The 24239-nt window shown below is 63.2% G+C and carries 25 protein-coding genes; 9 read left to right on the forward strand and 16 right to left on the reverse strand.

Translation table 11 applies throughout. The features are described from left to right. Positions 1–27: 27 nt before the first annotated feature. Positions 28–969, reverse strand: coding sequence for a FecR domain-containing protein (locus A0O30_RS02130; protein WP_105945417.1), 942 nt, complete (start codon positions 967–969; stop codon positions 28–30). After that, a complete protein-coding gene (locus A0O30_RS02135) occupies positions 966–1484 on the reverse strand; it encodes a sigma-70 family RNA polymerase sigma factor (protein WP_105945418.1) in 519 nt (172 codons plus the stop codon). The genes A0O30_RS02130 and A0O30_RS02135 overlap by 4 nt, the downstream gene beginning before the upstream one ends. A gap of 147 nt (positions 1485–1631) precedes the next feature. On the opposite strand from A0O30_RS02135, the gene A0O30_RS02140 reads away from it, so the two are divergent. Beyond that, complete coding sequence (locus A0O30_RS02140) at positions 1632–2492, forward strand: DUF6279 family lipoprotein (RefSeq protein WP_105945419.1); 861 nt, start codon at positions 1632–1634, stop codon at positions 2490–2492. 7 nt (positions 2493–2499) lie between these two features. On the opposite strand, the gene aceK is transcribed toward A0O30_RS02140, so the two are convergent. After that, complete coding sequence (gene aceK / locus A0O30_RS02145; protein WP_105945420.1) at positions 2500–4209, reverse strand: bifunctional isocitrate dehydrogenase kinase/phosphatase; 1710 nt, start codon at positions 4207–4209, stop codon at positions 2500–2502. Positions 4210–4335: 126 nt separating this feature from the next. Here aceK and A0O30_RS02150 point away from each other — a divergent pair, with 126 nt between their 5' ends. Continuing rightward, positions 4336–5211 carry a DMT family transporter gene (locus A0O30_RS02150; protein WP_105945421.1) on the forward strand — a complete coding sequence of 292 codons (876 nt, stop codon included), beginning with the start codon at positions 4336–4338 and terminating at the stop codon, positions 5209–5211. A gap of 13 nt (positions 5212–5224) precedes the next feature. Beyond that, positions 5225–5683, forward strand: coding sequence for a DUF4265 domain-containing protein (locus A0O30_RS02155; RefSeq protein WP_105945422.1), 459 nt, complete (start codon positions 5225–5227; stop codon positions 5681–5683). A gap of 3 nt (positions 5684–5686) precedes the next feature. Here A0O30_RS02155 and A0O30_RS02160 read toward each other — a convergent pair whose 3' ends face one another. From A0O30_RS02160 to cysK, 3 genes are all read right to left on the reverse strand, one after another. Further along, positions 5687–6568, reverse strand: coding sequence for a DMT family transporter (locus A0O30_RS02160; RefSeq protein WP_105945423.1), 882 nt, complete (start codon positions 6566–6568; stop codon positions 5687–5689). A 391-nt stretch (positions 6569–6959) separates the two neighbouring features. Continuing rightward, positions 6960–7895 carry an aspartyl/asparaginyl beta-hydroxylase domain-containing protein gene (locus A0O30_RS02165; RefSeq protein WP_105945424.1) on the reverse strand — a complete coding sequence of 312 codons (936 nt, stop codon included), beginning with the start codon at positions 7893–7895 and terminating at the stop codon, positions 6960–6962. A 173-nt stretch (positions 7896–8068) separates the two neighbouring features. Continuing rightward, the gene (gene cysK / locus A0O30_RS02170) at positions 8069–9043 is read right to left on the reverse strand and encodes a cysteine synthase A (protein ID WP_105945425.1); all 975 of its coding nucleotides are present in this window, start codon (positions 9041–9043) and stop codon (positions 8069–8071) included. A gap of 294 nt (positions 9044–9337) precedes the next feature. Between cysK and A0O30_RS02175 the strand changes: the two genes are divergently transcribed. Together A0O30_RS02175 and A0O30_RS02180 are read left to right on the forward strand one after the other, a co-directional pair. Continuing rightward, entirely contained in the window at positions 9338–10183 is an 846-nt protein-coding gene (locus A0O30_RS02175) for a MoxR family ATPase (RefSeq protein WP_013973748.1), read from the forward strand. Between the two features lie 13 nt (positions 10184–10196). Continuing rightward, positions 10197–11375, forward strand: a complete 1179-nt coding sequence (locus A0O30_RS02180) for a VWA domain-containing protein (RefSeq protein ID WP_060498678.1) — start codon at positions 10197–10199, stop codon at positions 11373–11375. Positions 11376–11489: 114 nt separating this feature from the next. On the opposite strand, the gene A0O30_RS02185 is transcribed toward A0O30_RS02180, so the two are convergent. From A0O30_RS02185 to A0O30_RS02200, 4 genes are read right to left on the reverse strand one after another with little or no spacing between them, the layout of a single operon-like run. Continuing rightward, positions 11490–12407 (reverse strand): biotin-dependent carboxyltransferase family protein, encoded by a 918-nt coding sequence (locus tag A0O30_RS02185; protein WP_105945426.1) that lies wholly within the window; start codon positions 12405–12407, stop codon positions 11490–11492. Next, entirely contained in the window at positions 12404–13090 is a 687-nt protein-coding gene (gene pxpB, locus A0O30_RS02190; protein ID WP_105945427.1) for a 5-oxoprolinase subunit PxpB, read from the reverse strand. Before pxpB ends, A0O30_RS02185 begins: the two co-directional genes overlap by 4 nt. Beyond that, a complete protein-coding gene (locus tag A0O30_RS02195) occupies positions 13087–13866 on the reverse strand; it encodes a 5-oxoprolinase subunit PxpA (RefSeq protein ID WP_105945428.1) in 780 nt (259 codons plus the stop codon). Before A0O30_RS02195 ends, pxpB begins: the two co-directional genes overlap by 4 nt. Before the next feature lie 9 nt (positions 13867–13875). After that, positions 13876–15162, reverse strand: coding sequence for an MFS transporter (locus tag A0O30_RS02200; RefSeq protein ID WP_105945429.1), 1287 nt, complete (start codon positions 15160–15162; stop codon positions 13876–13878). 130 nt (positions 15163–15292) lie between these two features. Here A0O30_RS02200 and A0O30_RS02205 point away from each other — a divergent pair, with 130 nt between their 5' ends. Next, on the forward strand, positions 15293–16204 hold the full coding sequence (locus A0O30_RS02205; protein WP_105945430.1) for a LysR family transcriptional regulator: 912 nt from the start codon (positions 15293–15295) through the stop codon (positions 16202–16204). Positions 16205–16276: 72 nt separating this feature from the next. Here A0O30_RS02205 and A0O30_RS02210 read toward each other — a convergent pair whose 3' ends face one another. The 3 genes from A0O30_RS02210 to A0O30_RS02220 are packed head-to-tail and all read right to left on the reverse strand — an operon-like array spanning position 16277 to position 18096. Continuing rightward, the gene (locus tag A0O30_RS02210) at positions 16277–16798 is read right to left on the reverse strand and encodes a DUF2937 family protein (protein WP_105945431.1); all 522 of its coding nucleotides are present in this window, start codon (positions 16796–16798) and stop codon (positions 16277–16279) included. A 9-nt stretch (positions 16799–16807) separates the two neighbouring features. Beyond that, positions 16808–17581, reverse strand: coding sequence for a class II glutamine amidotransferase (locus tag A0O30_RS02215; RefSeq protein ID WP_060498670.1), 774 nt, complete (start codon positions 17579–17581; stop codon positions 16808–16810). A gap of 17 nt (positions 17582–17598) precedes the next feature. After that, a complete protein-coding gene (locus tag A0O30_RS02220; RefSeq protein ID WP_105945432.1) occupies positions 17599–18096 on the reverse strand; it encodes an MFS transporter in 498 nt (165 codons plus the stop codon). Between the two features lie 92 nt (positions 18097–18188). Here A0O30_RS02220 and A0O30_RS02225 point away from each other — a divergent pair, with 92 nt between their 5' ends. Then, positions 18189–20231, forward strand: coding sequence for a S9 family peptidase (locus A0O30_RS02225; RefSeq protein ID WP_105945433.1), 2043 nt, complete (start codon positions 18189–18191; stop codon positions 20229–20231). 146 nt (positions 20232–20377) lie between these two features. On the opposite strand, the gene A0O30_RS02230 is transcribed toward A0O30_RS02225, so the two are convergent. After that, positions 20378–20656, reverse strand: coding sequence for a hypothetical protein (locus tag A0O30_RS02230; protein ID WP_105945434.1), 279 nt, complete (start codon positions 20654–20656; stop codon positions 20378–20380). Positions 20657–20788: 132 nt separating this feature from the next. On the opposite strand from A0O30_RS02230, the gene A0O30_RS02235 reads away from it, so the two are divergent. After that, on the forward strand, positions 20789–21160 hold the full coding sequence (locus A0O30_RS02235; protein WP_003254676.1) for a YajD family HNH nuclease: 372 nt from the start codon (positions 20789–20791) through the stop codon (positions 21158–21160). 71 nt (positions 21161–21231) lie between these two features. Further along, positions 21232–21702: an RNA methyltransferase gene (locus A0O30_RS02240; protein ID WP_016711941.1), complete on the forward strand. Its 471-nt coding sequence runs from the start codon at positions 21232–21234 to the stop codon at positions 21700–21702. A gap of 74 nt (positions 21703–21776) precedes the next feature. Here A0O30_RS02240 and A0O30_RS02245 read toward each other — a convergent pair whose 3' ends face one another. Both A0O30_RS02245 and A0O30_RS02250 read right to left on the reverse strand, forming a co-directional pair. After that, complete coding sequence (locus tag A0O30_RS02245; RefSeq protein ID WP_105945435.1) at positions 21777–23267, reverse strand: aldehyde dehydrogenase; 1491 nt, start codon at positions 23265–23267, stop codon at positions 21777–21779. A gap of 13 nt (positions 23268–23280) precedes the next feature. Next, positions 23281–24174: a dihydrodipicolinate synthase family protein gene (locus tag A0O30_RS02250; RefSeq protein ID WP_105945436.1), complete on the reverse strand. Its 894-nt coding sequence runs from the start codon at positions 24172–24174 to the stop codon at positions 23281–23283. Positions 24175–24239: the final 65 nt, after the last annotated feature.

The raw sequence follows: 24239 nt of genomic DNA on the forward strand, positions 1-24239 counted from the left end.
ATATTTTTAAAAAAACCCGATGCAGCATCAGCCCAAAGGCCGCACCCGTACCCAGAACCGTGTGCGGGTCTCGATACGCACGGGCAGCGCCTGGGCAATCGCCTCCAGCGCACGCGCCGTATCGTCCAGCGGGAAAGCGCCGGAAAGGCGCAGGTGCGCAACTTCCTTGGCGCATTCGATAAAGCCCGGGCGATAGCGCTGCAATTCATCCAGCACCCGAACCAACGGCCAGTTGTCGATCACCAGCCGGCCATTCACCCACTCGTCCCGATTAAGGTCGAGCACCTGGGGCGCAGGCAATGGCCCCGAACCAAAACGCAGGCTCATGCCCGCCTCCACCCGAAGCGGCTCGGCCTCTGGCCGGTTGCGCACGGCAACGGCATGTTCAAGCACATCCAGTTCAGTCTGCCCGTCCAGCTGGCGCACGACGAAGCGCGTACCCAACGCACGCATCTCACCCTGTTGGCTGCGCACGCTGAGTGGCCGTGCATCCTTGGCTGTCGTCACCATGATCTCCCCCGCGCGCAGGATGATCAGGCGTTGCAAGTGGTCATAGCGAATGTCCACGGCGCTGGCCGTGTTCAGCGTTAGTTGGGTGCCATCTTCCAGCCTCAGCTGGCGCCGCTCACCCGTCGCGGTGCGCACATCAGCCAGCCACAGCGGCGTCTGCCGATAGCCGGTCCAGGCCAGGCCGGACACACCAAGGCCCAGCACCAGGCCCTTGAGCACAGTACGCCTGCCTGCCAATGGAGGTTCCACCACCAGCGTCCGTTGCGCCACGGTCGCCGGCACACTGCGCAACTCGGCGTGAAAGGCCTCCAGACGCTGCCAAGCCCATTGATGAACCGGGTCGCCCTGATGCCAGGCCTGCCAACGCTGATACAGCGCCGGGTAGTCCGCCCCGGCACTCAAACGGGCATGCCACTGCGCCGCATCACGCAGCGCCTGCCTTTGCTGCGCCGGGCTCACAGCTCGGCATCCAGCGCGAACAACAGGCACTGCTCAGTGGCCTTGGCGATGTATTTGGTCACCGAACTGACAGACACACCCAGGCGTTCGGCAATTTCGGCGTAGCTCAAGCCTTCGAAGTGTGAAAGAAACAGCGCCTGGCGCACCTTGTGGTTCAGGCCGTCCAGCATGGCATCGAGTTGCAGCAACGTTTCCAGCAGCACGACCCGATGTTCCGGTGACGCCTCCACCAGTTCCGGCTCCAGGGCCATGGCTTGCAGATAGGCCTGCTCCAATGACCGCCTGCGCAGGTGGTCAACCATCACCCGCTTGGCCACCGTCGCCAGAAAATTGCGCGGCTCGCGCAACGGGTGGGCCACCGTGCTGGCGATCAGGCGCACGAAGGTGTCCTGGGTCAGGTCCGCCGCCCGCTCCCGGTCGCCCAGGCGCCGGCGCAGCCAGCCTTGCAGCCAGCCGCTGTGGTCGCGGTACAGGCAGTGCATGTCATCGTGCGGTGCAGGCGGGACCTTGTACACGCAATCATCCTTGTAACGATGCGGATAAGAATTAGTCGCAATAATAGTGAGATTGCCGATGGAAGGAAACCGCCATTACCGCGATGCAATGGAACCCTGCGGCTACCCTTACCTCTACCGATTGGCCGTCACTGCAAGGAACAGCACATGCCTGTCCGCCTGCCCAAAGCCCTGCTTGTCGCAATCGGCTTCGCCCTGGCCCTGGCCGCCTGCAGCCGTATCGACCTGGCCTACCGCAACCTCGATCGCCTGGTGCCGTGGTCGCTGGGCGATTACCTGGACATGAACCGCGAGCAGAAGGCCATGCTCGACGACCGCTTGCGCGAGCACCTGGCCTGGCATTGCAAGACCCAACTGCCCGGTTACCTCGACTGGCTGGACCGGGTACGCGGCATGGTCGCTGACGACCAGGTGACCGACCAGGCCCTGCAGCAACGTACCCATGAGGCCCGCGAGGCGATTGGCCGGGTGGCAGAAGCAATCACCCCGTCGGCCACTGAACTGCTGCGTGGCATGAGCGACACCCAAGTGGCGGAAATGCGCGATGCCTTCCGCAACGACATCAGCGAACGGCAGAAGCAGTATGTGGATACACCGCTGGCCAAACAGATCGCCCGCCGTACCGAGCGCATGGAAAAACGCCTGACGCCATGGCTGGGGGAACTGACGCCAGTGCAAAAGCAGCGGGTGCAGGCCTGGTCGCAGGCGCTGGGTGACCAGAACCGCGAATGGATCGCCAACCGCGCCCACTGGCAGCAGCAATTGCTGCTGGCGATGAACCAGCGCAATGACGCGAGTTTCGAGCCGCGGCTGGCGACGTTGCTGCAGCGCAAGGAGAGTTTGTGGACGCCGGCGTATCGTGCGGCGTTTCAGAATACCGAGCGGCAGGCGCGCAGTTTACTGGTGGACCTGGTGCAGCAAAGCACGCCGCAGCAGCGGCGGTTTTTGCAGGATCGGTTGGGCAAGGTGCGGACGGATTTCAGTGAGTTGAAGTGTTTGAAGGGGTGAGTGCCAATCACCGTCCCTTGCGCCGGTACGGAAACACATCAATCACCTTCCCCTCTCGAATCGCCGCCTGCAGCCCCTTCCAGTAATCCGCGTCATACAACTCCCCATGCAAGCGGCTGAACAACCGCCGCTGGCCGATATCGGCAAACAGAAACGGCGGAAACTCTTCGGGAAACACATCATGCGGGCCGATCGAGTACCACGGTTCGCCCGACATTTCGTCTTCCGGGTAACGCGGCGGCGGGATATGGCGGAAATTCACTTCGGTCAAAAAGCTGATTTCGTCATAGTCGTAGAACACCACCCGGCCATGACGCGTCACCCCAAAGTTCTTCAACAACATGTCACCCGGGAAGATGTTCGCCGCCGCCAACTGCTTGATGGCCAGGCCATAGTCTTCCAGCGCCTCATGCACCTGGCCTTCGCTGGCATGCTCCAGGTACAGGTTCAGCGGCGTCATGCGCCGCTCGGTCCAGCAGTGGCGGATCAGCACCGTGTCACCCTCCAGCGCCACGGTCGATGGCGCCACCTCCAGCAGCTCGGCCAGGCACTCTGGCTCGAATTTGTCACGCGGGAAGCGAAAGTCTGCAAATTCCTGGGTATCGGCCAAACGCCCGACACGGTCGACACTTTTCACCAGTCTGTACTTGTCGATCACCGTAGCGCGGTCAACGGTTTTCGAGGGCGAAAAACGGTCCTTGATGATCTTGAACACCGTATTGAAGCCCGGCAGGGTAAACACGCTCATGACCATGCCACGCACGCCGGGTGCCATGACGAAGCGGTCGTCGCTGCTCGCCAGGTGGTTGATCAGCGCCCGGTAGAACTCCGACTTGCCGTGTTTGTAGAAACCGATTGAAGTGTACAGCTCGGCAATGTGCTTGCCGGGCAAGATGCGCTTGAGGAAGTTGACGAACTCGGCCGGCACCGGCACATCGACCATGAAGTACGAGCGGGTGAAGGAAAAGATGATCGACACCTCGGCCTCGTCGGTAATCAGCGCATCGGCCTCTACGCCATGCCCCTCACGGTGCAACAGCGGAATCACCAGTGGCCACTGCTCGTCGCTGTTGTAAAGCCGGCCGACCAGGTAGGCCCCCTTGTTGCGGTACAACACCGGTGAAAACAGCTCCACCGCCAGCGTCGGGTCCTTGCAGACCCAGTCCGGCAGGCACTCGCGCAGCTGTTCCTCAAGGCGTGACAGGTCGCTTTCAAGGTCGCCATAGACGAATGCGTAGTCGGCGAAGATCGCCCGCAACAGGCCCTTGAGGCTGCCATCGGGGCGATAGGTACGGGTTTGCGCAGCACGCTGGTGGCTGCGGATCGACGGTCGGGTGGTGTGGATGAACATGCAGCCGTCGCTGATCTGGTCATGGCTGAACAGGCTGCAGAACAGCGAGTTGTACCAGGTTTCCGACAGTTCATCGTCCAGGCGCGGGTCGATCAGGCCTATGTAGGCACTTTTCACCAAGGGCCACTGACCGACCTCCAGCAGCACCTCGTCATCGAACGCATCCCGCAACCAGCCGTTGACCTCGCCGACCTTCTGTTCATACAGGTTGATCCGTGCGGCGGCGGCGCGCTGGCACGCTTGCCAGCGCGCCTGTTCGAAACGCTCACGGGCACCGAGGGTGATGCGGCGAAAATGCTCGCGATAGTCGTCAAAGCCATCGAGGATCATCCGGGCGATCTCGCCGGCAGGCCAGTGCTGGGTCATGCGGGACACCTCGGTGCGGGGTGAGATAGACAGCTTAGCCGCACAGGATTACACCGCAAGAAAGCACAAGAATCTCCCCGCCCCCTCGCGTAAACTCGCGCCCCTGCCCTGCCTCCGGAGACCGTTGTGAGCCCCATCGCCCTAGCCCGCCTGCTAACCCTTGCCGCCGTCTGGGGGGCGAGTTTCCTGTTCATGCGCATCATCGCCCCGGAGCTGGGCACGGTGCCGACCGCGTTCTTCCGCGTGTCCATCGCTTGCCTGGGCCTGGTCGCCATCGTCGCCGCCGCCCGCGTACGCTGGGACTTCCAGGGCAAGCTCGGCGCCTGCCTGGTGCTGGGCATGATCAACTCTGGCATCCCCGCCACCTTCTATTCCGTAGCGGCCCAGGTGTTGCCGGCCGGCTATTCGGCCATTTTCAACGCTACCACGCCACTGATGGGCGTACTGATCGGCGTGCTGTTCTTCCGCGAACCCATGACCCCGCCCAAGCTTTGCGGCATTTTCCTGGGCCTGTTCGGGGTCGGCATCCTCAGCGGCGCCGGCCCGGTGGCACTGGACATGGCCTTGGTGCAAGGCGCCCTCGCCTGCCTGGCGGCCACCACCTGCTACGGCTTTGCCGGGTTCCTCGCCCGCCGCTGGGTCAGTGGCCTGGACAGCCGCCTGTCAGCACTGGGCAGCATGCTCGGTGCCACCCTCATGTTGAGCCCGCTGTTCGGCTGGAGCGCACTCACCCAACCGCCCGCCAGCTGGGGCGGTTGGCAGGTTTGGCTGTCGCTGCTGGGCCTGGGCCTGCTGTGCACCGCATTCGCCTACATCCTGTACTTCCGCCTGCTGGAAGAAATCGGCCCGGTAAAAGCCAGCACCGTAACCTTCCTGATCCCGGCATTCGGCGTATTGTGGGGGGCGTGGTTGCTGGACGAGCCGCTGTCGATGGCACACCTGTACGGTGGCTTGCTGATTGGCGTGGCACTGTGGCTGGTGCTGCGCCCGGCGCGCAACTGAAGCGGGGTACACGATGAACAGCGCGTACAAAAAGGTCCTGTTCCGCCTGGAACAGGACGAAACCGGCTACCCACCGGCCTCGGTCGAGGGCCTGTGGGCAAAAGCCGTGGAAGGTGGCTATGCCGTCGACAATATTCCCTTCCACGTTTACGGCATCGCACCGGGCGACGTCATCGGCACCCATGAAGAAGCCGGCGAGACCTGGTTCGCCGAACTGCGCCAGCGCAGCGGCAGCTCGGTGTTTCGGGTGGTGGTCAAACCGCCGGAAACCCTGGACCAGGTACGCGCAGCCTTGCAGGACTTCGGCTGCAACTGCGAAACCGAGCAGGCCGTGAAGATGCTGGCTGTCGAGGTGCCATCGCAGCGGTCGCTCGATACCCTGCTCTACTACCTGCTCACCCAGCGTGAAGCCGGCCTGCTGGACTTCGAGGAAGGCGTGCTGCGCCACACCATCCCCGAAGAGTTCCGCTAAGGCTTACGCCTCGGCCAACCGCGCAACGGGTTTGCGAAACACGAACAGCAGGCCCACCACGATCAGCCCCATGCCCAGCAGGCTAAGTGGTGCCAGGCGGTTACCGAAGATCAGGAAGTCCATCACCGCAGTGACTGCCGGCACCAGGTAGAACAGGCTGGTGACATTGACCAGGTTGCCTTTGGCGATCAGCCGGTACAGCAGCAAGGTTGCCAGCAGCGAGACGACCAGGCCCATCCACAGCAGCGCGCCGACAAAGCCGCCCGTCCACTGCACATGCAGCGGCTGCAACGGCGCAAACAGCGCGCACATGGCAAAGCCGGCCAGGTACTGCAGCGGCAGCGTGCCCATGGGGTTGTCGGTGATGCGCTTCTGCAGGATCGAGCCCAAGGTCATGCTGACCAGCGCCAGCAAGGCGAACAGCATCCCCGCCAGCGAAACGCCGCCCAGGTTGATGCCCTGGTAAACCACCATGATCAAGCCACCCAACCCCAACCCAAGGCCGAACAGACGGCTCCAGGAACGCTGACGCTCCATCAGCACCACGGTCAGGATAGGTTGAACCCCCATCACCGTGGCCATCACGCCGGGGGTGACATGGGTGTTGAGCGCCAGCAAGTAGAAGATCTGGTACGCGCCCAGCAGCACACACCCGGTACCCAGTGCCCGCAGGATAGCCCCACGGCTGCGCGGCCAGCGCAGCCCCAGCAGCGGGCCGATCAGCAGCAGGCCGGCCAGGGCCAGCGCCGAGCGCAACAGCAGGAAGGCAAACGGGCTGGCATGCGCCAGGCCCAGCTTGGAGACGATCGCCCCGCTGCTCCACAGCAGGACGAACAGGCTGGTAGTGGCCGCCGAGGCCACGGAAGTTTTGGAAAAGACAGACATGTATGCACCTGTATTCGGGCAAATAAGCCGAACGGTGGGCGTAGACTTCAGCAGGGGAAGTAGCCGACCGTGTTCAGTAGGTTGCGTGTGCGAAAGGGTTCGGCCAGAAGCCGATCAGCCCAGCACGACCACGCAAGGAGGCGGAGCTACGCCGCCTACAACGCCACTGACAGGTGGTGGGTAGTGACTGATCATGGCCGGCTGCTGGCTGCCACGCACGACCATGCCCGCGACTGGCGCGATGGCAAAGCTTGTGATGGAAGGGCTGGCTGGCATGTTCAGGTCTTCAGGGAAGATATGTGTTTCGGAATATAGCGGTGAATGCCGGATTGGGCAACAACCTGAGCCGGCCAATTCGCGGCTGAAACCGCAAAGAGGCCGGCCCAGCCGGTCAGAACAACCAACGATAAAGCAAATAGGCCACCACCACCGCCAGCACCGGCCGCAGCACGCGGTAGGCCTTGGGGTTGGCGCGCTTGAACTGCTTCACATGGCCACTGATCTTGTTGCTGAAGCGCTTGCTCCAGGCATACGCCTGGTTGATTCCGCCCACGCGCTCGTCATCGGTATTCTGCGGCGCGGTGGCGCGACCGAGGAAGGCACTGACCTGGCGGTTGATGCGGGTCATCAGCGGGCTGCTCAGCGGGCGTTCGATGTCGCAGAACAGAATGACGCGGGTAACATCGGTCTCGTTCTTGACCCAATGTACGTAGGTTTCGTCGAACATCACGTCCTCGCCATCACGCCAAGCGTACGCCTGGCCGTCGACGTAAATACGGCAGGCATCGGAGTTGGGCGTGGACAGGCCCAGGTGGTAGCGCAAGGACCCTGCGAACGGGTCACGGTGCGGGTTCAGGTGGCTGCCGCCAGGCAGCAGGGCAAACATCGCACCCTTGACGTTGGGGATGCTGCTGACCAGCTCGACGGTGCGCGGGCACAGCGTTTCGGCCGAAGGCAGAGGTTTGTCGTACCACTTCAGGTAAAAACGCTTCCAGCCTTTCTTGAAGAACGAGCCGAAACCGGCGTCATTGTCCTTCTCGGCGGCGCGGATGTAGCCCTCGTCGAACAGGCGCATGGCCTCTTCGCGGATTTCCTGCCAGTTGTCTTTCAACACGTCCAGTTCAGGGAAGCGCTGACGGTCCAGGTAGGGCTTGGACGGCACGCCGGAGAACAGGTACATCAAAGCGTTGTACGGGGCGAACAGCGCCGAATGGTTGACGAACTGGCGCAACACCGGCAGGCGGGCCTTGCCGCGCAGGTGCACGAACAGCACGCTGCCGAAAAACACCAGCAAGACACCCGCCTTGGCTGCAAAGGAAAAGGTCATGCTTTCACTCCTTGGGGAAGAGCCAGCGCTGCGCGTCCTGCTCTCCTGAAAATCATCCTGCCATCATAAACCGATCCCGCCGAGGTAAAAACAACCCGGGCGGGATCGCATTCATGAAGATTTTGCAATAAACCAGGCCGCCGATTGTTGCGCCGGGTCAGCGGCAAGGCCGATTACTGCTGGTTTTCCTGCTCGCTGAACATGTCGCTGAACAACATGCTCGACAGGTAACGCTCGCCCGAATCCGGCAGGACTACGACGATGGTCTTACCTTGCATTTCCGGCTTTTCGGCCAGGCGCACGGCGGCAGCCATGGCTGCGCCACAGGAAATGCCGCAGAGGATGCCTTCTTCCTGCATCAGGCGGATGGCCATGGCCTTGGACTCTTCATCGGTTACCGTTTCCACCTGGTCGACGATGGACAGGTCGAGGTTTTTTGGCACGAAACCGGCGCCGATGCCCTGGATCTTGTGCGGGCTGGGCTTGAGTTCTTCGCCTGCCAGGGTCTGGGTGATCAGCGGCGACGAAGCGGGCTCGACGGCCACCGACAGAATGGCCTTGCCCTGGGTGTGCTTGATGTAGCGCGATACACCTGTGATGGTGCCGCCGGTGCCCACACCCGCCACCAGTACGTCGACTGCGCCGTCGGTGTCGTTCCAGATTTCCGGGCCGGTGGTTTTTTCATGGATGGCGGGGTTGGCCGGGTTTTCGAACTGGCCCGGCAGGAAGTACTGGGCCGGGTCGGACGCGACGATTTCGTTGGCCTTCTCGATGGCGCCCTTCATGCCCTTGGCCGGGTCGGTCAGTACCAGTTCGGCGCCCAGTGCCTTCAGTACCTTGCGGCGCTCCAGGCTCATGGAAGCGGGCATGGTCAGCATCAGTTTGTAACCACGGGCAGCGGCGACGAAGGCCAGGCCGATACCGGTGTTGCCCGAGGTGGGCTCGACGATGGTCATGCCCGGCTTGAGCTTGCCGCTGCTCTCGGCGTCCCAGACCATGTTCGCACCAATGCGGCACTTGACCGAGTAGCCCGGGTTGCGCCCTTCGATCTTGGCCAGGATGGTCACGCCGCGCGGGGCGATGCGGTTGATCTGCACCAGCGGCGTGTTACCGATGGAGTGGGCGTTGTCTGCAAAGATACGGCTCATGGCAGGGGTCCTTGGCATGAAAAAGAGCAGGGAAAGACCTCAAGGGTAAGCCTGCCCCCGAGGCCCGTAAAGCCTGCAGATGTGACGGGGCATTCAGAGACTGAATACCCGGTCTGCGTTTTCAGTTGCCGAACCCCGCGTTATAGTCGGTGACAAATCGAAAACAGATGTTGGGGCCTTCGCGGGCACGCCCGCTCCCACAGGTACCCACAAATCCAGAAGTTTGTGCAGTACCTGTGGGAGCGGGCGTGCCCGCGAAGAGGCCCTGACAGGCATACGGCAGAGGACAAACCCATGAAGTTCGAAGGCACCCGTGACTACGTCGCCACAGACGACCTGAAACTGGCGGTGAACGCGGCCATCACCCTCGAACGCCCGCTGCTGGTCAAGGGCGAGCCCGGCACCGGCAAGACCATGCTCGCCGAGCAGCTGGCTGCCTCGTTCGGCGCGCGCCTGATCACCTGGCACATCAAGTCCACCACCAAGGCCCATCAGGGGTTGTACGAGTACGACGCGGTGAGCCGCCTGCGTGACTCGCAGCTGGGCGTGGACAAGGTGCACGATGTGCGCAACTACCTGAAAAAGGGCAAGCTGTGGGAAGCCTTCGAGGCCGAAGAACGGGTCATCCTGCTGATCGACGAAATCGACAAGGCCGACATCGAGTTCCCCAACGACCTGCTGCAAGAGCTGGACAAGATGGAGTTCTACGTCTACGAAATCGACGAGACCATCAAGGCCAGACAGCGTCCGATCATCATCATTACATCCAACAATGAAAAGGAGCTGCCGGACGCCTTCCTGCGCCGCTGCTTCTTCCACTACATCGCCTTCCCCGACCGCACTACCCTGCAGCAGATCGTCGACGTGCACTATCCGAACATCAGCCAGTCGCTGGTCAGCGAGGCGCTGGATGTGTTCTTCGACGTGCGCAAGGTACCGGGCCTGAAGAAAAAGCCGTCCACCTCCGAGCTGGTCGACTGGCTGAAGCTGCTGATGGCCGACAACATCGGTGAAGCGGTGCTGCGCGAGCGCGACCCGACCAAGGCCATCCCGCCCTTGGCCGGTGCGCTGGTGAAGAACGAGCAGGACGTGCAACTGCTGGAGCGCCTGGCCTTCATGAGCCGGCGCGGCAACCGCTGACAGGAGCCGGGCCATGCTGCTCAACCTGTTCAATGAAATGCGCGCGGCCAAGGTGCCGGTGTCGGTACGCGAGTTGCTGGACCTGCACCAGGCACTGCAAAAGCGCGTGGTGTTCGCCGACATGGACGAATTCTACTACCTCGCCCGCGCCATTCTGGTGAAGGACGAACGCCATTTCGACAAGTTCGACCGGGCGTTTGCCGCCTACTTCAAGGGCCTGGAAAACCTCGACCGGCACATCGAGGCACTGATCCCCGAAGACTGGCTGCGCAAGGAATTCGAGCGCTCGCTCACGGACGAAGAACGTGCACAGATCCAGTCCCTTGGCGGCCTGGACAAGCTGATCGAAGCATTCAAGAAACGCCTTGAAGAGCAGAAGGAGCGCCACGCCGGTGGCAACAAGTGGATCGGCACTGGCGGTACCAGCCCGTTCGGCTCAGGCGGCTTCAACCCCGAGGGTATCCGCGTGGGCGAAGCCGGCAAGCGCCAGGGCAAGGCAGTAAAAGTGTGGGACCAGCGCGAGTACAAGAACCTGGACGACCAGGTGGAACTGGGCACGCGCAACATCAAGCTGGCCCTGCGCCGGCTGCGCAAGTTCGCCCGTGAGGGTGCTGCCGAAGAGCTGGACATCGACGGCACCATCGACCACACCGCGCGTGATGCCGGGTTGCTGAACATCCAGATGCGCCCTGAGCGGCGCAACACGGTGAAGCTGCTGTTGCTGTTCGACATCGGCGGCTCGATGGACGCGCACATCAAGGTCTGCGAAGAGCTGTTTTCGGCGTGCAAGACCGAGTTCAAGCACCTGGAGTACTACTACTTCCACAATTTCGTGTACGAGTCGGTGTGGAAGAACAACCTGCGCCGCACCTCGGAGCGGTATTCCACCTTCGACCTGCTGCACAAGTATGGCGACGACTACAAGGTGGTGTTCGTGGGTGACGCGGCCATGGCGCCCTACGAAATCACCCAGCCGGGGGGTAGCGTGGAGCACTGGAACGAAGAGGCCGGGTATGTGTGGATGCAGCGCTTCATGGAAAAATTCAGGAAGATCATCTGGATCAACCCGTATCCGAAGCAGGCCTGGGACTACACGGCCTCGACCCATCTGGTGCGGGATTTGATCGAAGACAAGATGTATCCGCTGACCTTGCAGGGGTTGGAGGAAGGGATGCGGTACCTGTCCAAGTGATGCAGCCTGTGCCGGCCCTTTCGCGGGTAAACCCGCTCCCACAGGTACTCCACATTCCTCAAGGGCTGTGTTGTACCTGTGGGAGCGGGTTTACCCGCGAAGAGGCCGGTAGCCTCAACGCCAACGGTCCAGATATATCTGCTGCTCCCGCCACGCCTCGTCCTGCACCACCGCCCTGAACCGCACCACTGCCCCCGGCATGCACTGCGCCAGTTGCGCCAACGCCAGCGGCGTCAACGCCCCCAGCCTCGGATAACCACCAATGGTCTGCCGGTCATTGAGCAACACGATCGGCTGCCCATCCGGCGGCACCTGCACCGCCCCCAGCGGTATACCTTCGGAAATCATCGGCGCGCCCTGATAGACCAGTTGCGGCCCCAGCAGGCGAATGCCCATGCGGTCTGCGCGGCTGTCCAGCGTCCAGTCACTGTTGAACGCCTCGAAAAGGCTGGTACCACTGAAATCACCGATCTGCGCGCCCATGACCAGGTCGAGCACAGGTTTTTGCACGTACTCCGGGCGCAACGCATGTGGCACCTCGCGCAGGGTTGCATCGCTACCGCTAAATACCAGTGCCTGGCCTTTGGCGAGTGCAGCGCCTTGACCGTCGATACCTCCCAGCTCTTCCCGCACGACCGTAGCGCAACTGCCGAGTACGTCTTCAGCCTGGAACCCGCCCGGCGCGGCCAGGTAAGCTCGCACGCCTTGCTTCGGTTGCTTCAGGGTCAAACGCTGCCCCTTGCCCAGGGCAAAGCTGCGCCAAGGCGCAACCGGCTGATCATCAACCCGCGCATCCAGGTCGGCACCGGCCAACGCCAGCACACACGCCTGTTCGGCCACCACGCAGAACCCGCCCAGCGCTACCTCGACCACCGGCGCACCTAGTGGGTTGCCCAGCAGCCAGTTGGCCCAGTGCATCGCCACCCAGTCCAGCGCGCCGCCCTGGGTTACGCCCAAGTGGCGCACGCCAAAGCGCCCGGCGTCCTGCAACTGGCACAACGGCGTACTGGCCTCGATCTTCAACTGCTTCATGCCTGCGCCTCCACATCACCACCCAAGGCCAGGAATTCGCTGCGCGAAACCGGCACGAAGCGCACTCGGTCACCGGGTTGCAACAGGCTGTAGCCCTCACGATCCCGGTCGAACAGGCGCACCGGGGTACGGCCAATCAGGTTCCAGCCGCCCGGCGATACCGCCGGATACGCTGCCGTCTGCCGCTCGGCAATGCCCACGCTACCCGCCGCCACGCGCTTGCGCGGAGTGCTCAGGCGCGGACTGGCCAGGCGCTCGTCCACCAGGCCCATAAAGCCGAAACCGGGGGCGAAGCCCAATGCAAATACCGGATAGTCGCGCTCACTGTGCAAGCGGATGACATCGTCTTCACTCAAGCCGCTGCGGGCCGCCAGCACAGGCAGTTCAGGGCCGACGCTGGTGTCATACCAGACTGGAATCTCATGACGCCGACCGCCGCTGCCGGTGTCTGGCTGCAAACCGTCCAGCGCCTGGGAGATCAGCGCCCTCGCCTCACCCGGCGGCAAGTCGAACTGCACCATCAGCGTTGTGTAGGACGGCACCAGGTCCAGCAAGTGCTTACCGAACGCGGCGCTCAGGCGCTGGCTGGCGGCGAGCATCCACGGCATGTTCGCCTCGTCGATACGGTCGAACAGGCGCACCATCAGGCTGTCGATGGCCACCACTTCGATGCGCGGCTTCATCGTGCCTCCAGGGCATCCAGGGCCTGGCGTATCTGCCGCACCGCTGCCACCGAACTGTCGTTGTCGCCATGCACGCAGAGGGTGCTGGCCTGCAGGCGCAAGGCACTGCCATCGTCTGCCACCAGGGTGTCGCCCCGCGCCAGGCGCAGGGCCTGTTCAACGACCAGTGCCGGGTCGTGATGCACCGCACCGGGCAGGCGCCGCGACACCAGGTGGCCGCTGGCGGTGTAGGCGCGGTCGGCGAATGCTTCGAACCACAGCGGCACGCCGACTTCATCGCCCAGAGCCTGGGCAGCACGGTTGTCGGCAGTGGCCATGAGCATCAGCGGCAGGTTGCTGTCGTAGGCTGCCACGGCCTCCAGCACGGTGCGCAGCTTGAGCGGGTCGGCCATCATGTCGTTGTACAACGCGCCATGAGGCTTCACATAGGCCACGCGGCCCCCCAGCACTTTGCAGATACCCTCCAGCGCACCGATCTGGTAGTGCAGCAGGTCGCGGATTTCTTCCGGGCTGCACGCCATGGAGCGGCGGCCGAAGCCGACCAGGTCCGGGTAAGCGGGGTGCGCGCCGATGGTCACACCATGCTCCAGCGCCAGGGCCACGGTGCGGCGCATGATGCCGGGGTCACCCGCGTGGTAGCCACAGGCGATGTTGGCGCAATCGATGTAGGGCATCACCTCGGCGTCCAGGCCCATGCGCCAGCTGCCGAAGCTCTCGCCCATGTCGCAATTGAGTAGCAGGCGTTCCACCACGCGGTCTCCCTTGTTGTTGTCCATAGCCCTACCTTACCGCGCCTTGAGCTGTTTGCCGCGGGTTTCCGGCAGGCTCAAGGCCGCCACGATCACAATCCCGTAGGACACCGCAGAAAACACACCGATACCCAGGCCCAGCGGCACATTTTGGCCAAGCATGCCGATCAGCAACGGGAACAGTGCCGCAATGACCTTGCCGATGTTGTAGCAAAAGCCCTGCCCCGAACCGCGAATGCGCGTAGGGAACAGTTCGGTAAGAAACGCCCCCATGCCGCTGAAGATGCCCGACGCGAAGAAGCCCAGCGGGAAGCCCAGCCACAGCATCACGCCATCGCTGACTGGCATCTGCGTGTACAGCAGCACGATGACGAACGAGCCCACGGCGAACAGGATGAAGTTCTTCTTGCGCCCCAGCAGGTCGGACAGGTAAGCGCTGACCACATAGCCCACGTAGGAGCCGACGATCACCATGGCCAGGTAGCCACCCGTGCCCAGCACGCTCAGGCCGCGCTCGTTCTTGAGGAAGGTTGGCAGCCACGAGGTGATGGCGTAGTAGCCGCCCAGTGCACCGGTGGTCAGCAGGGACGCACGTACAGTGGTCCAGAGCATGCCCGGGGCGAAGATCTCGTAGAAGTGCGAAGGTGCCTCGGCGTTTTCCACCGCCTTGGCCTCGCGGTACACCTCAGGGTCCTTGACCAGGCGGCGGACGAAGATCACGAAGACAGCCGGCACCAGCCCCAGCAGGAACAGCGCACGCCAGGCCTGCTCTGGCGGCAGCCAGGAGAACAGCAGCGCGTAGAGAATCGCCGTAAGGCCCCAGCCGATGGCCCAGCCGGATTGCACCATGCCCACCGCCTTGCCACGGTCCTGGGCGCGGATGACCTCGCCGATCAATACCGCGCCAGCAGTCCATTCACCGCCGAAGCCAAAGCCCATCAGCGTCCGGGCGATCAGCAACTGTTCGTAGTTCTGGGCGAAGCCGCACAGGAAGGTGAAGAAGGCGAACCACAGCACCGTCAATTGCAGGGTGCGTACGCGGCCGATGCGGTCGGAGAGGATGCCGGCGACCCAGCCGCCTACCGCCGAGGCGATCAGCGTGCTGGTGTGGATCAACCCGGCTTCGGTGGTGGTGATACCCCACAGCATGATCAGCGTAGGGATGACGAAGCTGAGCATCTGCGTATCCATGCCGTCCAGGCCGTAGCCGATCTTGCAGCTCCAGAACGTGCGCCGTTGCTGTTTGTCGATATCGCGGTACCAGGCGAAAGGCCCGGACGAAGGTGGGGAACTGACCTGCTGCTGCACGCCGGTGGGGTTCATGGATGCCTCGGCTTGTTGGTATTGTTTTATGGGCGACATAAAGCGTCGCGGCCTGGGCACCATTGTTCAGAGGCCACGCCGCCTGCGTCCAACGAGAAAAACCGCCGGTCTGGAACAAGAAAAACTGATCATGAACCTTCGCTTCCTCGAAACCTTCGTCTGGGTCGCCCGGCTCAAAAGCTTCCGCCTGACCGCAGAAAAGCTGTTCACCACTCAAGCCTCGGTGTCCAGCCGCATTGCCGCGCTGGAGGCAGACCTTGGCGTAAAGCTGTTGCTGCGCGACTCACGCGGGGTCAGCCTGACGCCGGAAGGCGGCAAGGTGCTGGAATATGCCGAACGCATGCTGGAAACCGCCAAGGCCATGAAACAGTCGCTGGACAGCGACCGGGCCAAGGTTGGGCGCATTCGTATCGGGGTGATGGACACGGTGATCCACACCTGGATGAGCGCACTGGTGGCGGAGCTGACCGAGCGCTACCCACAGGTGGAAATCGAACTGGTGGCCGACACCGCGCTGAACCTGCGCGAGCAGCTGCAGAAGGGTTTTCTGGACGTGATCCTGCAGACCGACCTGCTGCGCGAGCAGTCGATCCGCAGCCTGGACCTGGCGCGTTACCCGATGGGCTGGGTGGTAGCCGCAGGCTCGCACCAGCACCGGGACTATGCCTCGCTGGCCGAGCTTGGGCGCGAGCGCATCATCACCTTTTCGAAAAATTCGCGGCCACACCAGGAGGTGCTGAGCTTGCTGCAAGCTGCGGGGGCTGAGGCACCGCGGCTGAACTGCGTGAACTCGGTGGCGGCGATTACCCGGCTGTTACGCGATGGGTTTGGTATTGGCGCGTTGCCGCCAGCGTTGGTGGATGCCGAGTTGGGCCGGGGTGAGTTGGTGTTGCTGGAAGGGCTACAACCCCCGCCCAGCCTGGAGCTGGTGGTGGCCTGGCAGACCGGGGTGGCGCTGGTGGATGAAGTGGTCGGGGTTTGCCGGCAGGTGCTGGAGGGGTATGCGCGGGATGTGGGGGGGCAGCGGATTGTGTTGGTCTAAAAGATTACCTTTGCCTGTACTGGCCTCTTCGCGGGCGAGCCCGCGAAGAGGCCGGCACAGGCAAAACAGAAATCAACGCCAGCTCTCTTTCACGGCCCTGCGCCGCCCGCCCAGGATCACCCAGCCAATCCCCAGCAACAGGCTTTCAACCACAAAGGCCAGCACAAACCCGGCCCCTACACCCCAGCCGACCGCCTCGGGCATCAGCAGAATCTGGTAGCTGTAGCCATTCAGCGTTTCTTCCCGCAACTGCGGGTCAGCCTGCACCAGCACATGCCAGGTACGCTGCGCCCACGGCCCTTGCAACGCTTGCCATTCGTTTTCCAGCAGTTCGTTGCGGATCATCAGGCTTTCGATGCTGTTGGCATCACTGTTGAACACCGGGTCGTCACTGCTGCGGTAATGCTGCAGCAGCGCCTGCAAGTCGCCCTTGAAAAAGCGCTCGGCCGTTTGCCGGAAGCCATCCAGCGCCTCGCGTGATTCGAACAGGTGCGCCTCGACCCGCTGGCTGTAGTCCTTGACCAGCCCCGGAACCTGAATACCGGCCAGCAGGCCGAAAGTGAACAGCAGCAACCGCAGGTAACTTCTGAACATGCAGCGTCCTTAGCTCTGGCCGTGCGCCACGCACTCGCCGTGCCGCCACACGGCCCACTGACCCGGCTCGTAGCGCTGCCAGGTCTCATTTTCGGTCAGGGCCTCGGTGGCGATCACCGTGACCACGTCGTTGGGGGTGGTTTCGGTATGGAAATCGACGATCAGGTCGACATCCTTCAACCGCGCGGCACCGAAAGGCGCACGCCGGGTAATGTGTACCAGCTTGGTCGAGCAGAAGCAGAACAGCCAGTCGCCGTCACTGAGCATGCAGTTGAACACGCCCTGGCCACGGTAGCCGGCACAGGCTTCGACCAGCACCGGCAGCAGCTGTTCCACCGGCACCGGCTCGGGGAACGCACTGCGGATGCGGTTGAGCAGGTCGCAGAAGGCCGCTTCGCTGTCGGTATCGCCCACTGGTCGATAAAAACTGGCCAGGCCTTTGAAATCACCCAGCTGGCCGTTGTGCGCGAAGCACCAGTTGCGGCCCCACATTTCCCGCACGAACGGGTGGGTGTTGGACAAGCACACCCGGCCAACGTTGGCCTGGCGGATATGGCCGATCACCACTTCGCTCTTGATCGGGTATCGCTGCACCAGGTTGGCCACCTCCGATTCGCTGCTGGCTGCCGGGTCCTGGAACAGGCGCAGACCACGGCCTTCGTAAAAGCCGATGCCCCAGCCGTCACGGTGCGGGCCAGTACGCCCGCCGCGCTGCATCAGGCCGGTGAAGCTGAAAACGATATCGGTGGGGACGTTGGCACTCATGCCCAGCAGTTCGCACATAGGCGTGTCTCCTGCGCTTACAGACGGGGCTCGACCCGGCCATTGCCGCGCGGTGCGGCAGGGCGTGGGTCGTCGCGGTAACGGTCGCCGCGTTCGGCAGCCAAGGGCGCCTGGGCGGAGAGCTGGTCATCTTCGGCCGCCTGGCGCTGGGCAGCCGCCTCGGCTTGCGCACGGCGCTCACGGGCGCGCTTTTCCAGCGGCCAGCGCAGCAGCACGAAGAGGAAATACAGGCCAAAGGCAATCATGCCGTACATGGCGAAGTCGGACACCGCACGCCAGGCGTTGTTGCCGACCTTGAACGCGACATCCAGGGCCGTGATGGCGATGGCCGGGGCGAAGCTGTCCTTGACCGGATCGACCACGGTCGGGGTCAGCAGCAGCACCGCCAGCACCACCCGCAGCGGTTCGCGCAGCCAGCGCCACATCCAGCCGGTGAGCTTGAAGCCCACCAGCAGGCAGCCCAAAGCGGCCACAGCGTACAGGCCCCAGGCGAAGGTGTAGTCGTTCTCGGTCATGGTGTTCGTGCAAGCCAGGCAAAGAGACGCCTATGATAAACACTTTTCCGGGCGCAGACAGTGTTTGCCTGTCCCTAGCCAAGAGATCGCCAATGCCCAACAAGCCCCAGCCGCCCATCGCCCACGCCGACAACACCACCGACCCGTACGCCTGGCTGCAACAGCGCGACACCCCCGAGGTGCTTGCCTACCTGCAAGCCGAAAACGCCTACCAGGAAGCCTGCCTGGCTGACCAGGCCCCCTTGCGCGAGCAACTGTTCGAAGAGATCAAGGGCCGCATCCAGGAAACCGACCTGTCGCTGCCGTCTCCGTGGGGCCCTTACCTCTACTACACCCGCACCACCGCTGGTGACGAATACCCACGCCATTACCGCTGCCCTCGTCCGGCCGACGACGCCAATACCGTCGATGAAAGCCAGGAGCAACTGCTGCTCGACCCCAACGCCCTGGCAAAGGGTGGTTTCCTGTCGCTGGGCGCCTTCAACGTCAGCCCCGACCACCGCCTGCTGGCCTACAGCCTCGACACCAGCGGCGACGAAATCTACACCCTGTACATCAAAGACCTGGCCAACGGCAACGTCACTGCCCTGCCCTTCGACGACTGCGACGGCAGCCTGACCTGGGCCAACGACAGCCAGACGCTGTTCTTCGCCGAACTGGATGACACCCACCGGCCATGGCGCCTGCGCCGCCACACCCTGGGCAGCGACGGTGCTCAGACCGTGTTCGAAGAGCCCGACGGGCGCTTTTTCCTGCACTGCTACCGCACCAGCTCCGAGCGCCAGCTGGTGCTGCTGCTGAACAGCAAAACCACCAGCGAAGCCTGGGTACTGGACGCCGAAACCCCACAGGCGCCGTTTACCTGCCTGGCCCCGCGTGTCGAAGGCCACGAGTACTTCCCCGACCACGGTCAGCTCGATGGCGAATGGCGCTGGTTTATCCGCACCAACCAGGACGGCATCAACTTTGCCCTGTACCACGCACCGGCCACGCCCGTACCAGGCCGTGAGCAATGGCAGGTGCTGGTGGCGCACCGCGACACGATCATGCTCGAAGGCCTCAGCCTGAATGCCGGCGCCCTCACCCTGAGCCTGCGCGAAGGCGGCCTGCCGATCATCGAAGTCCGCCCGCAAGCTCTGCCGGCCTATCGCGTCGAACTGCCAGACGCGGCCTACAGCCTGTACGTGCAGGACAGCCTGGAGTTCGCCAGCACCCGCGTACGCCTGCGCTACGAGGCACTCAACCGCCCGGCCCAGGTGCGCCAGCTGGAGCTGGCCACAGGCGCACAGGCCGTGCTCAAACAAACCCCTGTACTGGGTGCGTTCGATGCCGATGACTATGTGAGTGAGCGCCTGTGGGCCAGCGCGGCAGACGGCACCCGGGTGCCGATCAGCCTGGTGCGTCGCCGCCAGGACCTGGGCAAGACCGTGCCGCTCTACCTGTACGGTTACGGTGCCTATGGCGAAAGCCTCGACCCGTGGTTCTCCCATGCACGTCTGAGCCTGCTGGAGCGCGGCGTGGCGTTTGCCATCGCCCATGTGCGTGGCGGCGGTGAACTGGGTGAGGCCTGGTACCGCGCCGGCAAGCAGGAGCACAAACACAACACCTTCAGCGACTTCATCGCCTGTGCGGAGCACCTGATTGCCGAGGGCGTGACCGCCTCTGACCGGCTGGCCATCAGTGGCGGCAGTGCCGGTGGCCTGCTGATGGGCGCGGTGCTCAACCTGCGCCCCGAGCTGTTCCGCTGTGCAATTGCCGAAGTGCCGTTCGTCGACGTGCTCAACACCATGCTCGACCCCGAACTGCCGCTGACCGTGACCGAGTACGACGAATGGGGCAACCCTGAAGAGCCCGAGGTGTATGAGCGGATCAAGGCGTATGCGCCGTATGAGAACGTGAAAGCCCAGGCCTACCCGGCGATGCTGGTGGTGGCGGGTTACAACGACAGCCGCGTGCAGTACTGGGAAGCGGCCAAGTGGGTGGCGCGGTTGCGTACCCGCAAGACCGACAGCAACCTGCTGCTGCTCAAGACCGAGATGGGGGCTGGGCATGGGGGCATGAGCGGCCGGTACCAGGGGCTCAAGGATGTGGCGCTGGAATATGCGTTCGTGTTTGGCGAGCTGGGTATTGTTTGAGATAGCCGGGGGCGCTTTGCGCCCCTTTCGCGACACAAGGCCGCTCCCACATTGATCGGCGTTCGCAGGACCTTGTGGGAGCGGCCTTGCGTCGCGATGGGCTGCAACGCAGCCCCAAAAGTTCCACAGCCACGCACATCGCTCAGTCAATCATCCTCGACTACCGGCTTCTGCGGCTCTGGCCGCAGCCCGGGTAATGGCTGGTCCTTCGGCGGCCCGGGCACCGGCATGGGCGGTAGCAAGGGCGCCCCCGGCTGGCTGTCATAAGCCTTGGGCGGCGTACTCGGGGTAACCTGCGGATATGGCGTGGGCGTCGGCGTGCCCGGCGCACCAGGCACAGGCGTCGTCAACCGGGGTGGCGTGCTTGCCGCTTCGGCCAGCGGCAAGCCAGCCAACAACAGCGCGGTGAGGATCGCGTGAAACATCTGCAACCTCCTGTCGGGAACCTTCCTACAGGCTACGCCTAAATCAAAGCTTTCGCCTGTCCGCCCGCCCCGCAAGCGCGCTAGACTCAATGACATAACCGTCATTTGCCTGATCAGAACAAAGGAAACACCATGAGCTCCACCTCTTCCGCCGCCGCCACCGCGCGCCTCGACCGCATCCTGGCCGATGCCAAGCGCGACAAGGAAATGGGCTACCGCGACAAGGCCCTGAGAATGTACCCGCACGTGTGCGGCCGCTGCGCCCGCGAGTTCGCTGGCAAGCGCCTGAGCGAGCTGACCGTGCACCACCGCGACCACAACCACGACAACAACCCGCAGGACGGCTCCAACTGGGAGCTGCTGTGCCTGTACTGCCACGACAACGAGCACTCGCGCTACACCGACCAGCAGTACTTCAGCGAAGGCTCCACCAGCACCCCGAGCATCGCCAAGGCCACCCACAACCCGTTCGCCGGGCTGGCGGGCATGCTGAAGAAAGACTGACCATCGATTCGCCCCCCGCTGCTGCCGGGCAGCCCGTATAATCGCGCTTTTTTCGTGAAGGGCCCCGGTACGTGGCAAACAAACGATACAGCTGCATCGGCCTGTTCAACCCCAAGTCGCCAGAAAACGTCGGCTCGGTGATGCGCGCTGCGGGCTGCTACGGCGTCAATTCGGTGTTCTACACCGGCAAACGCTACGAACGCGCGCGTGACTTTGTCACCGACACCAAGCGCGTGCATTACGACATTCCGCTGATCGGCATCGACGACCTGCAACGCATCATCCCGCTGGGCTGCACGCCGGTGGCGGTGGAGCTGGTGGAAGGGGCGCGGCCATTGCCGGAATACACCCACCCGGACCGTGCCATCTACATCTTCGGGCCAGAGGACGGCTCGTTGAGCGAGGATGTGCGGGGCTGGTGTGAAGAGACCATCTACATACCGACCGAAGGTTGCATGAACCTGGCGGCGACGGTGAATGTGGTGCTGTACGACCGCATGGCCAAGGGGCTGAATACCCGCTCAGGGCCGAAGTTCAAGTAATAAAAAGGCCGCCACTGCAAAAGCAGGGCGGCCAGGTGCCGAACTCCGTCAGAACAGCACCGGTCTTGCTCAGATCACGAAGCGTTGATCCAGATGGTCTTCAGCTCCGTGTATTGGTCATGGGCCCAGATGGACTTGTCGCGCCCACCAAAGCCAGACTCCTTGTAGCCGCCGAACGGCGTGGTGACATCACCTTCGCCGAAGCAGTTGACCGTCACCACACCCGCACGGATTTCCCGCGACAGGCGCAGCGCATTGCGCAGGCTGCCGGTGTAGACCGAAGCGGCCAGGCCGTAAACGGTGTCGTTGGCCAGTTCGATGGCCTCGTCGATAGTCTCGAAGCTGGTCACGCTCAGCACCGGGCCAAAGATTTCTTCGACGAACAATTTGTTGTCGCGGCCCACGTTGTCGACGATGGTCGGCTGCACGAACACGCCTTCTTCGGTCTCGCCACCCTGGACGATACTGAGCTTCTGCTCGGCAGCGTATTCCAGGTACGACTTGACCTTCTCGAAGTGCGACTTGCTGACCATGGCGCCCAGGCGGTTGTCCGGGTCCAGCGGGTCGCCCAGTTTCCAGTCCTTCAGGTGCTTGGCGATCAGGCCCAGCAACTCGTCCTTCACGTCCTTGTGGACGATCAGACGCGAAGAAGCCGAGCAGTTTTCGCCCATGTTCCAGAACGCACCGGCGGTAACGAACTGGGCCACTTCGTCCAGGTCTTCGCAGTCGTTCATGACCACGGCCGGGTTCTTGCCACCCAGCTCCAGCACGATGCGCTTGAGGTTGGATTCGGCGGCGTACTTCAGGAACAGGCGGCCGGTGTCGGTGGAGCCGGTGAAGCTCACCATCGGGATGTCCATGTGGCGGCCGATGGCCTCGCCCACTTCACGGCCACCACCAGGCACCAGGTTGAACACACCGGCCGGGATGCCAGCCTCATGGGCCAGCTCGGCCACGCGCAGGGCGCTGAGGGTGGTTTCCTTGGCGGGTTTGACCACGATCGAGCAACCGGCAGCCAGCGACGGGGCGATCTTCCAGGCCAGCATCAGCAGCGGGAAGTTCCACGGCAGCACCAGGCCAACCACGCCGATGGCCTCACGCACCACCATGGTCACGGCAGCGTTGCCGGTCGGCGCAGTGGCGTCGTAGATCTTGTCGATCAGCTCGGCGTGCCAGCGGATGGTGTGGATGGTTTCCGGCACGTCGACGTTCTGGCACTCGCTGACCGGCTTGCCGCTGTCCAGCGCTTCCAGCACGGCCAGTTCATGGGCGTTGTCTTCCAGCAACTGGGCGAACTTCTGCAGCACATGCTTGCGGTCGTTCGGCTGCATCTTCGACCAGGTGCCCTCTTCGAACACGCGCTTGGCAGCTGCAACGGCCACGTTGACGTCGTTGACGTCGCAGGCCGCCACTTCGGCCAGTTGCTGGCCGGTGGCCGGGTTGGTGGTGACGAAGGTCTTGCCCGAGATGGCATCGCGGAACTCACCGTCGATGAAGGCCTTGGTCCGCAGTTGCAGTTCGGCGGCGATGGCCGCGTATTGTTCCTTGCTCAGCAATTCAGCCATTTTTCCAGCCTCCTTATTTGATCTGGGCGATGGTGGCCTTGAGTTCGGTGACCACGCGCTTGAGTTCTGCTTTCTCGGCGTCATCCAGGTCGTACAGCGGCTTGCGCACGCCGCCGGTCTTCAGGCCGTTCAGGGCCACGCCGTTCTTGATGGCCTGGACGAACTTGCCACCTTCGAGGAAGTCCATCAGTGGCATCATGGCGGCCATGATCTTGCGGCCCTTGTCGAAGTTCTTCTCGATCACGCAGGCCTCGTACAGGGCCACGTGCTCGCGCGGGATGAAGTTGGAGCCGGCGCAGACCCAGCTCTTGGCGCCCCAGGCGAAGAATTCCAGGGCCTGGTCGTCCCAGCCGCACGACAGCTGGATGTTCGGGCGATGGATGGCCAGGCGGTGCAGCTGGGCCATGTCGCCGGAGCTTTCCTTGATGGCGACGATGTTTTTCACATCGGCAACAGCATCGAAGAATTCTTCGCCCATGCTGACGCTCATGCGGCCTGGGTAGTTGTAGAGCATGATCGGCAGGCCGGCAGCGGCGTCGACCGCTTTGACGTGCAGGGCGATTTCCTGCTGGGTTGGCAGCGCGTATGGCGGGGTGCCCACCAGCAGTGCGTCGGCCTTGATTTCCTTGGCGTGCTGGGCGAAAGCCACGGCGTCTTCGGTGCGGATGCCACCGGTGCCGACGATCAGCGGCAGGCGGCCGTTGAGCACGTCCTTGGCCTGGGCGGCCAGCTCGATGCGCTCCTGGGTGGTGTGGGCGTAGTACTCGCCGGTGGAGCCACCAATGATGACGCCGTGGATTTTCGACTCGACCAGGTATTCGAGGACCTCGGCAAACGCTGCCTTGTCGATCGAGCCGTCCGCAGCCAGCGGAGTGATTGCCGGGGTGTAGATGCCTTCGAATTTCACGGTAGGTTCTCCAATGCGTTGCTCAGTGTTGTAAAGACCACCGCGCAACGACGCGGCGGCAGGTT

This window comes from Pseudomonas sp. LLC-1 (genome assembly GCF_002992185.1).
Lineage (GTDB): Bacteria > Pseudomonadota > Gammaproteobacteria > Pseudomonadales > Pseudomonadaceae > Aquipseudomonas > Aquipseudomonas monteilii.

Excerpts from the sequence above, each read along its gene's own strand:
- A0O30_RS02220 (WP_105945432.1), bottom strand. The coding sequence starts at position 18,096 with ATGACCGAGAACGACTACACCTTCGCCTGGGGCCTGTACGCTGTGGCC.
- A0O30_RS02205 (WP_105945430.1), top strand. The coding sequence starts at position 15,293 with ATGAACCTTCGCTTCCTCGAAACCTTCGTCTGGGTCGCCCGGCTCAAA.
- A0O30_RS02155 (WP_105945422.1), top strand. The coding sequence starts at position 5,225 with ATGAACAGCGCGTACAAAAAGGTCCTGTTCCGCCTGGAACAGGACGAA.
- A0O30_RS02235 (WP_003254676.1), top strand. The coding sequence starts at position 20,789 with ATGAGCTCCACCTCTTCCGCCGCCGCCACCGCGCGCCTCGACCGCATC.
- A0O30_RS02245 (WP_105945435.1), bottom strand. The coding sequence starts at position 23,267 with ATGGCTGAATTGCTGAGCAAGGAACAATACGCGGCCATCGCCGCCGAA.
- A0O30_RS02165 (WP_105945424.1), bottom strand. The coding sequence starts at position 7,895 with ATGACCTTTTCCTTTGCAGCCAAGGCGGGTGTCTTGCTGGTGTTTTTC.
- A0O30_RS02230 (WP_105945434.1), bottom strand. The coding sequence starts at position 20,656 with ATGTTTCACGCGATCCTCACCGCGCTGTTGTTGGCTGGCTTGCCGCTG.
- pxpB (WP_105945427.1), bottom strand. The coding sequence starts at position 13,090 with ATGAAGCCGCGCATCGAAGTGGTGGCCATCGACAGCCTGATGGTGCGC.
- A0O30_RS02200 (WP_105945429.1), bottom strand. The coding sequence starts at position 15,162 with ATGAACCCCACCGGCGTGCAGCAGCAGGTCAGTTCCCCACCTTCGTCC.
- A0O30_RS02175 (WP_013973748.1), top strand. The coding sequence starts at position 9,338 with ATGAAGTTCGAAGGCACCCGTGACTACGTCGCCACAGACGACCTGAAA.
- A0O30_RS02225 (WP_105945433.1), top strand. The coding sequence starts at position 18,189 with ATGCCCAACAAGCCCCAGCCGCCCATCGCCCACGCCGACAACACCACC.
- aceK (WP_105945420.1), bottom strand. The coding sequence starts at position 4,209 with ATGACCCAGCACTGGCCTGCCGGCGAGATCGCCCGGATGATCCTCGAT.
- A0O30_RS02140 (WP_105945419.1), top strand. The coding sequence starts at position 1,632 with ATGCCTGTCCGCCTGCCCAAAGCCCTGCTTGTCGCAATCGGCTTCGCC.
- A0O30_RS02185 (WP_105945426.1), bottom strand. The coding sequence starts at position 12,407 with ATGAAGCAGTTGAAGATCGAGGCCAGTACGCCGTTGTGCCAGTTGCAG.
- A0O30_RS02195 (WP_105945428.1), bottom strand. The coding sequence starts at position 13,866 with ATGGACAACAACAAGGGAGACCGCGTGGTGGAACGCCTGCTACTCAAT.
- cysK (WP_105945425.1), bottom strand. The coding sequence starts at position 9,043 with ATGAGCCGTATCTTTGCAGACAACGCCCACTCCATCGGTAACACGCCG.
- A0O30_RS02180 (WP_060498678.1), top strand. The coding sequence starts at position 10,197 with ATGCTGCTCAACCTGTTCAATGAAATGCGCGCGGCCAAGGTGCCGGTG.
- A0O30_RS02210 (WP_105945431.1), bottom strand. The coding sequence starts at position 16,798 with ATGTTCAGAAGTTACCTGCGGTTGCTGCTGTTCACTTTCGGCCTGCTG.
- A0O30_RS02215 (WP_060498670.1), bottom strand. The coding sequence starts at position 17,581 with ATGTGCGAACTGCTGGGCATGAGTGCCAACGTCCCCACCGATATCGTT.
- A0O30_RS02160 (WP_105945423.1), bottom strand. The coding sequence starts at position 6,568 with ATGTCTGTCTTTTCCAAAACTTCCGTGGCCTCGGCGGCCACTACCAGC.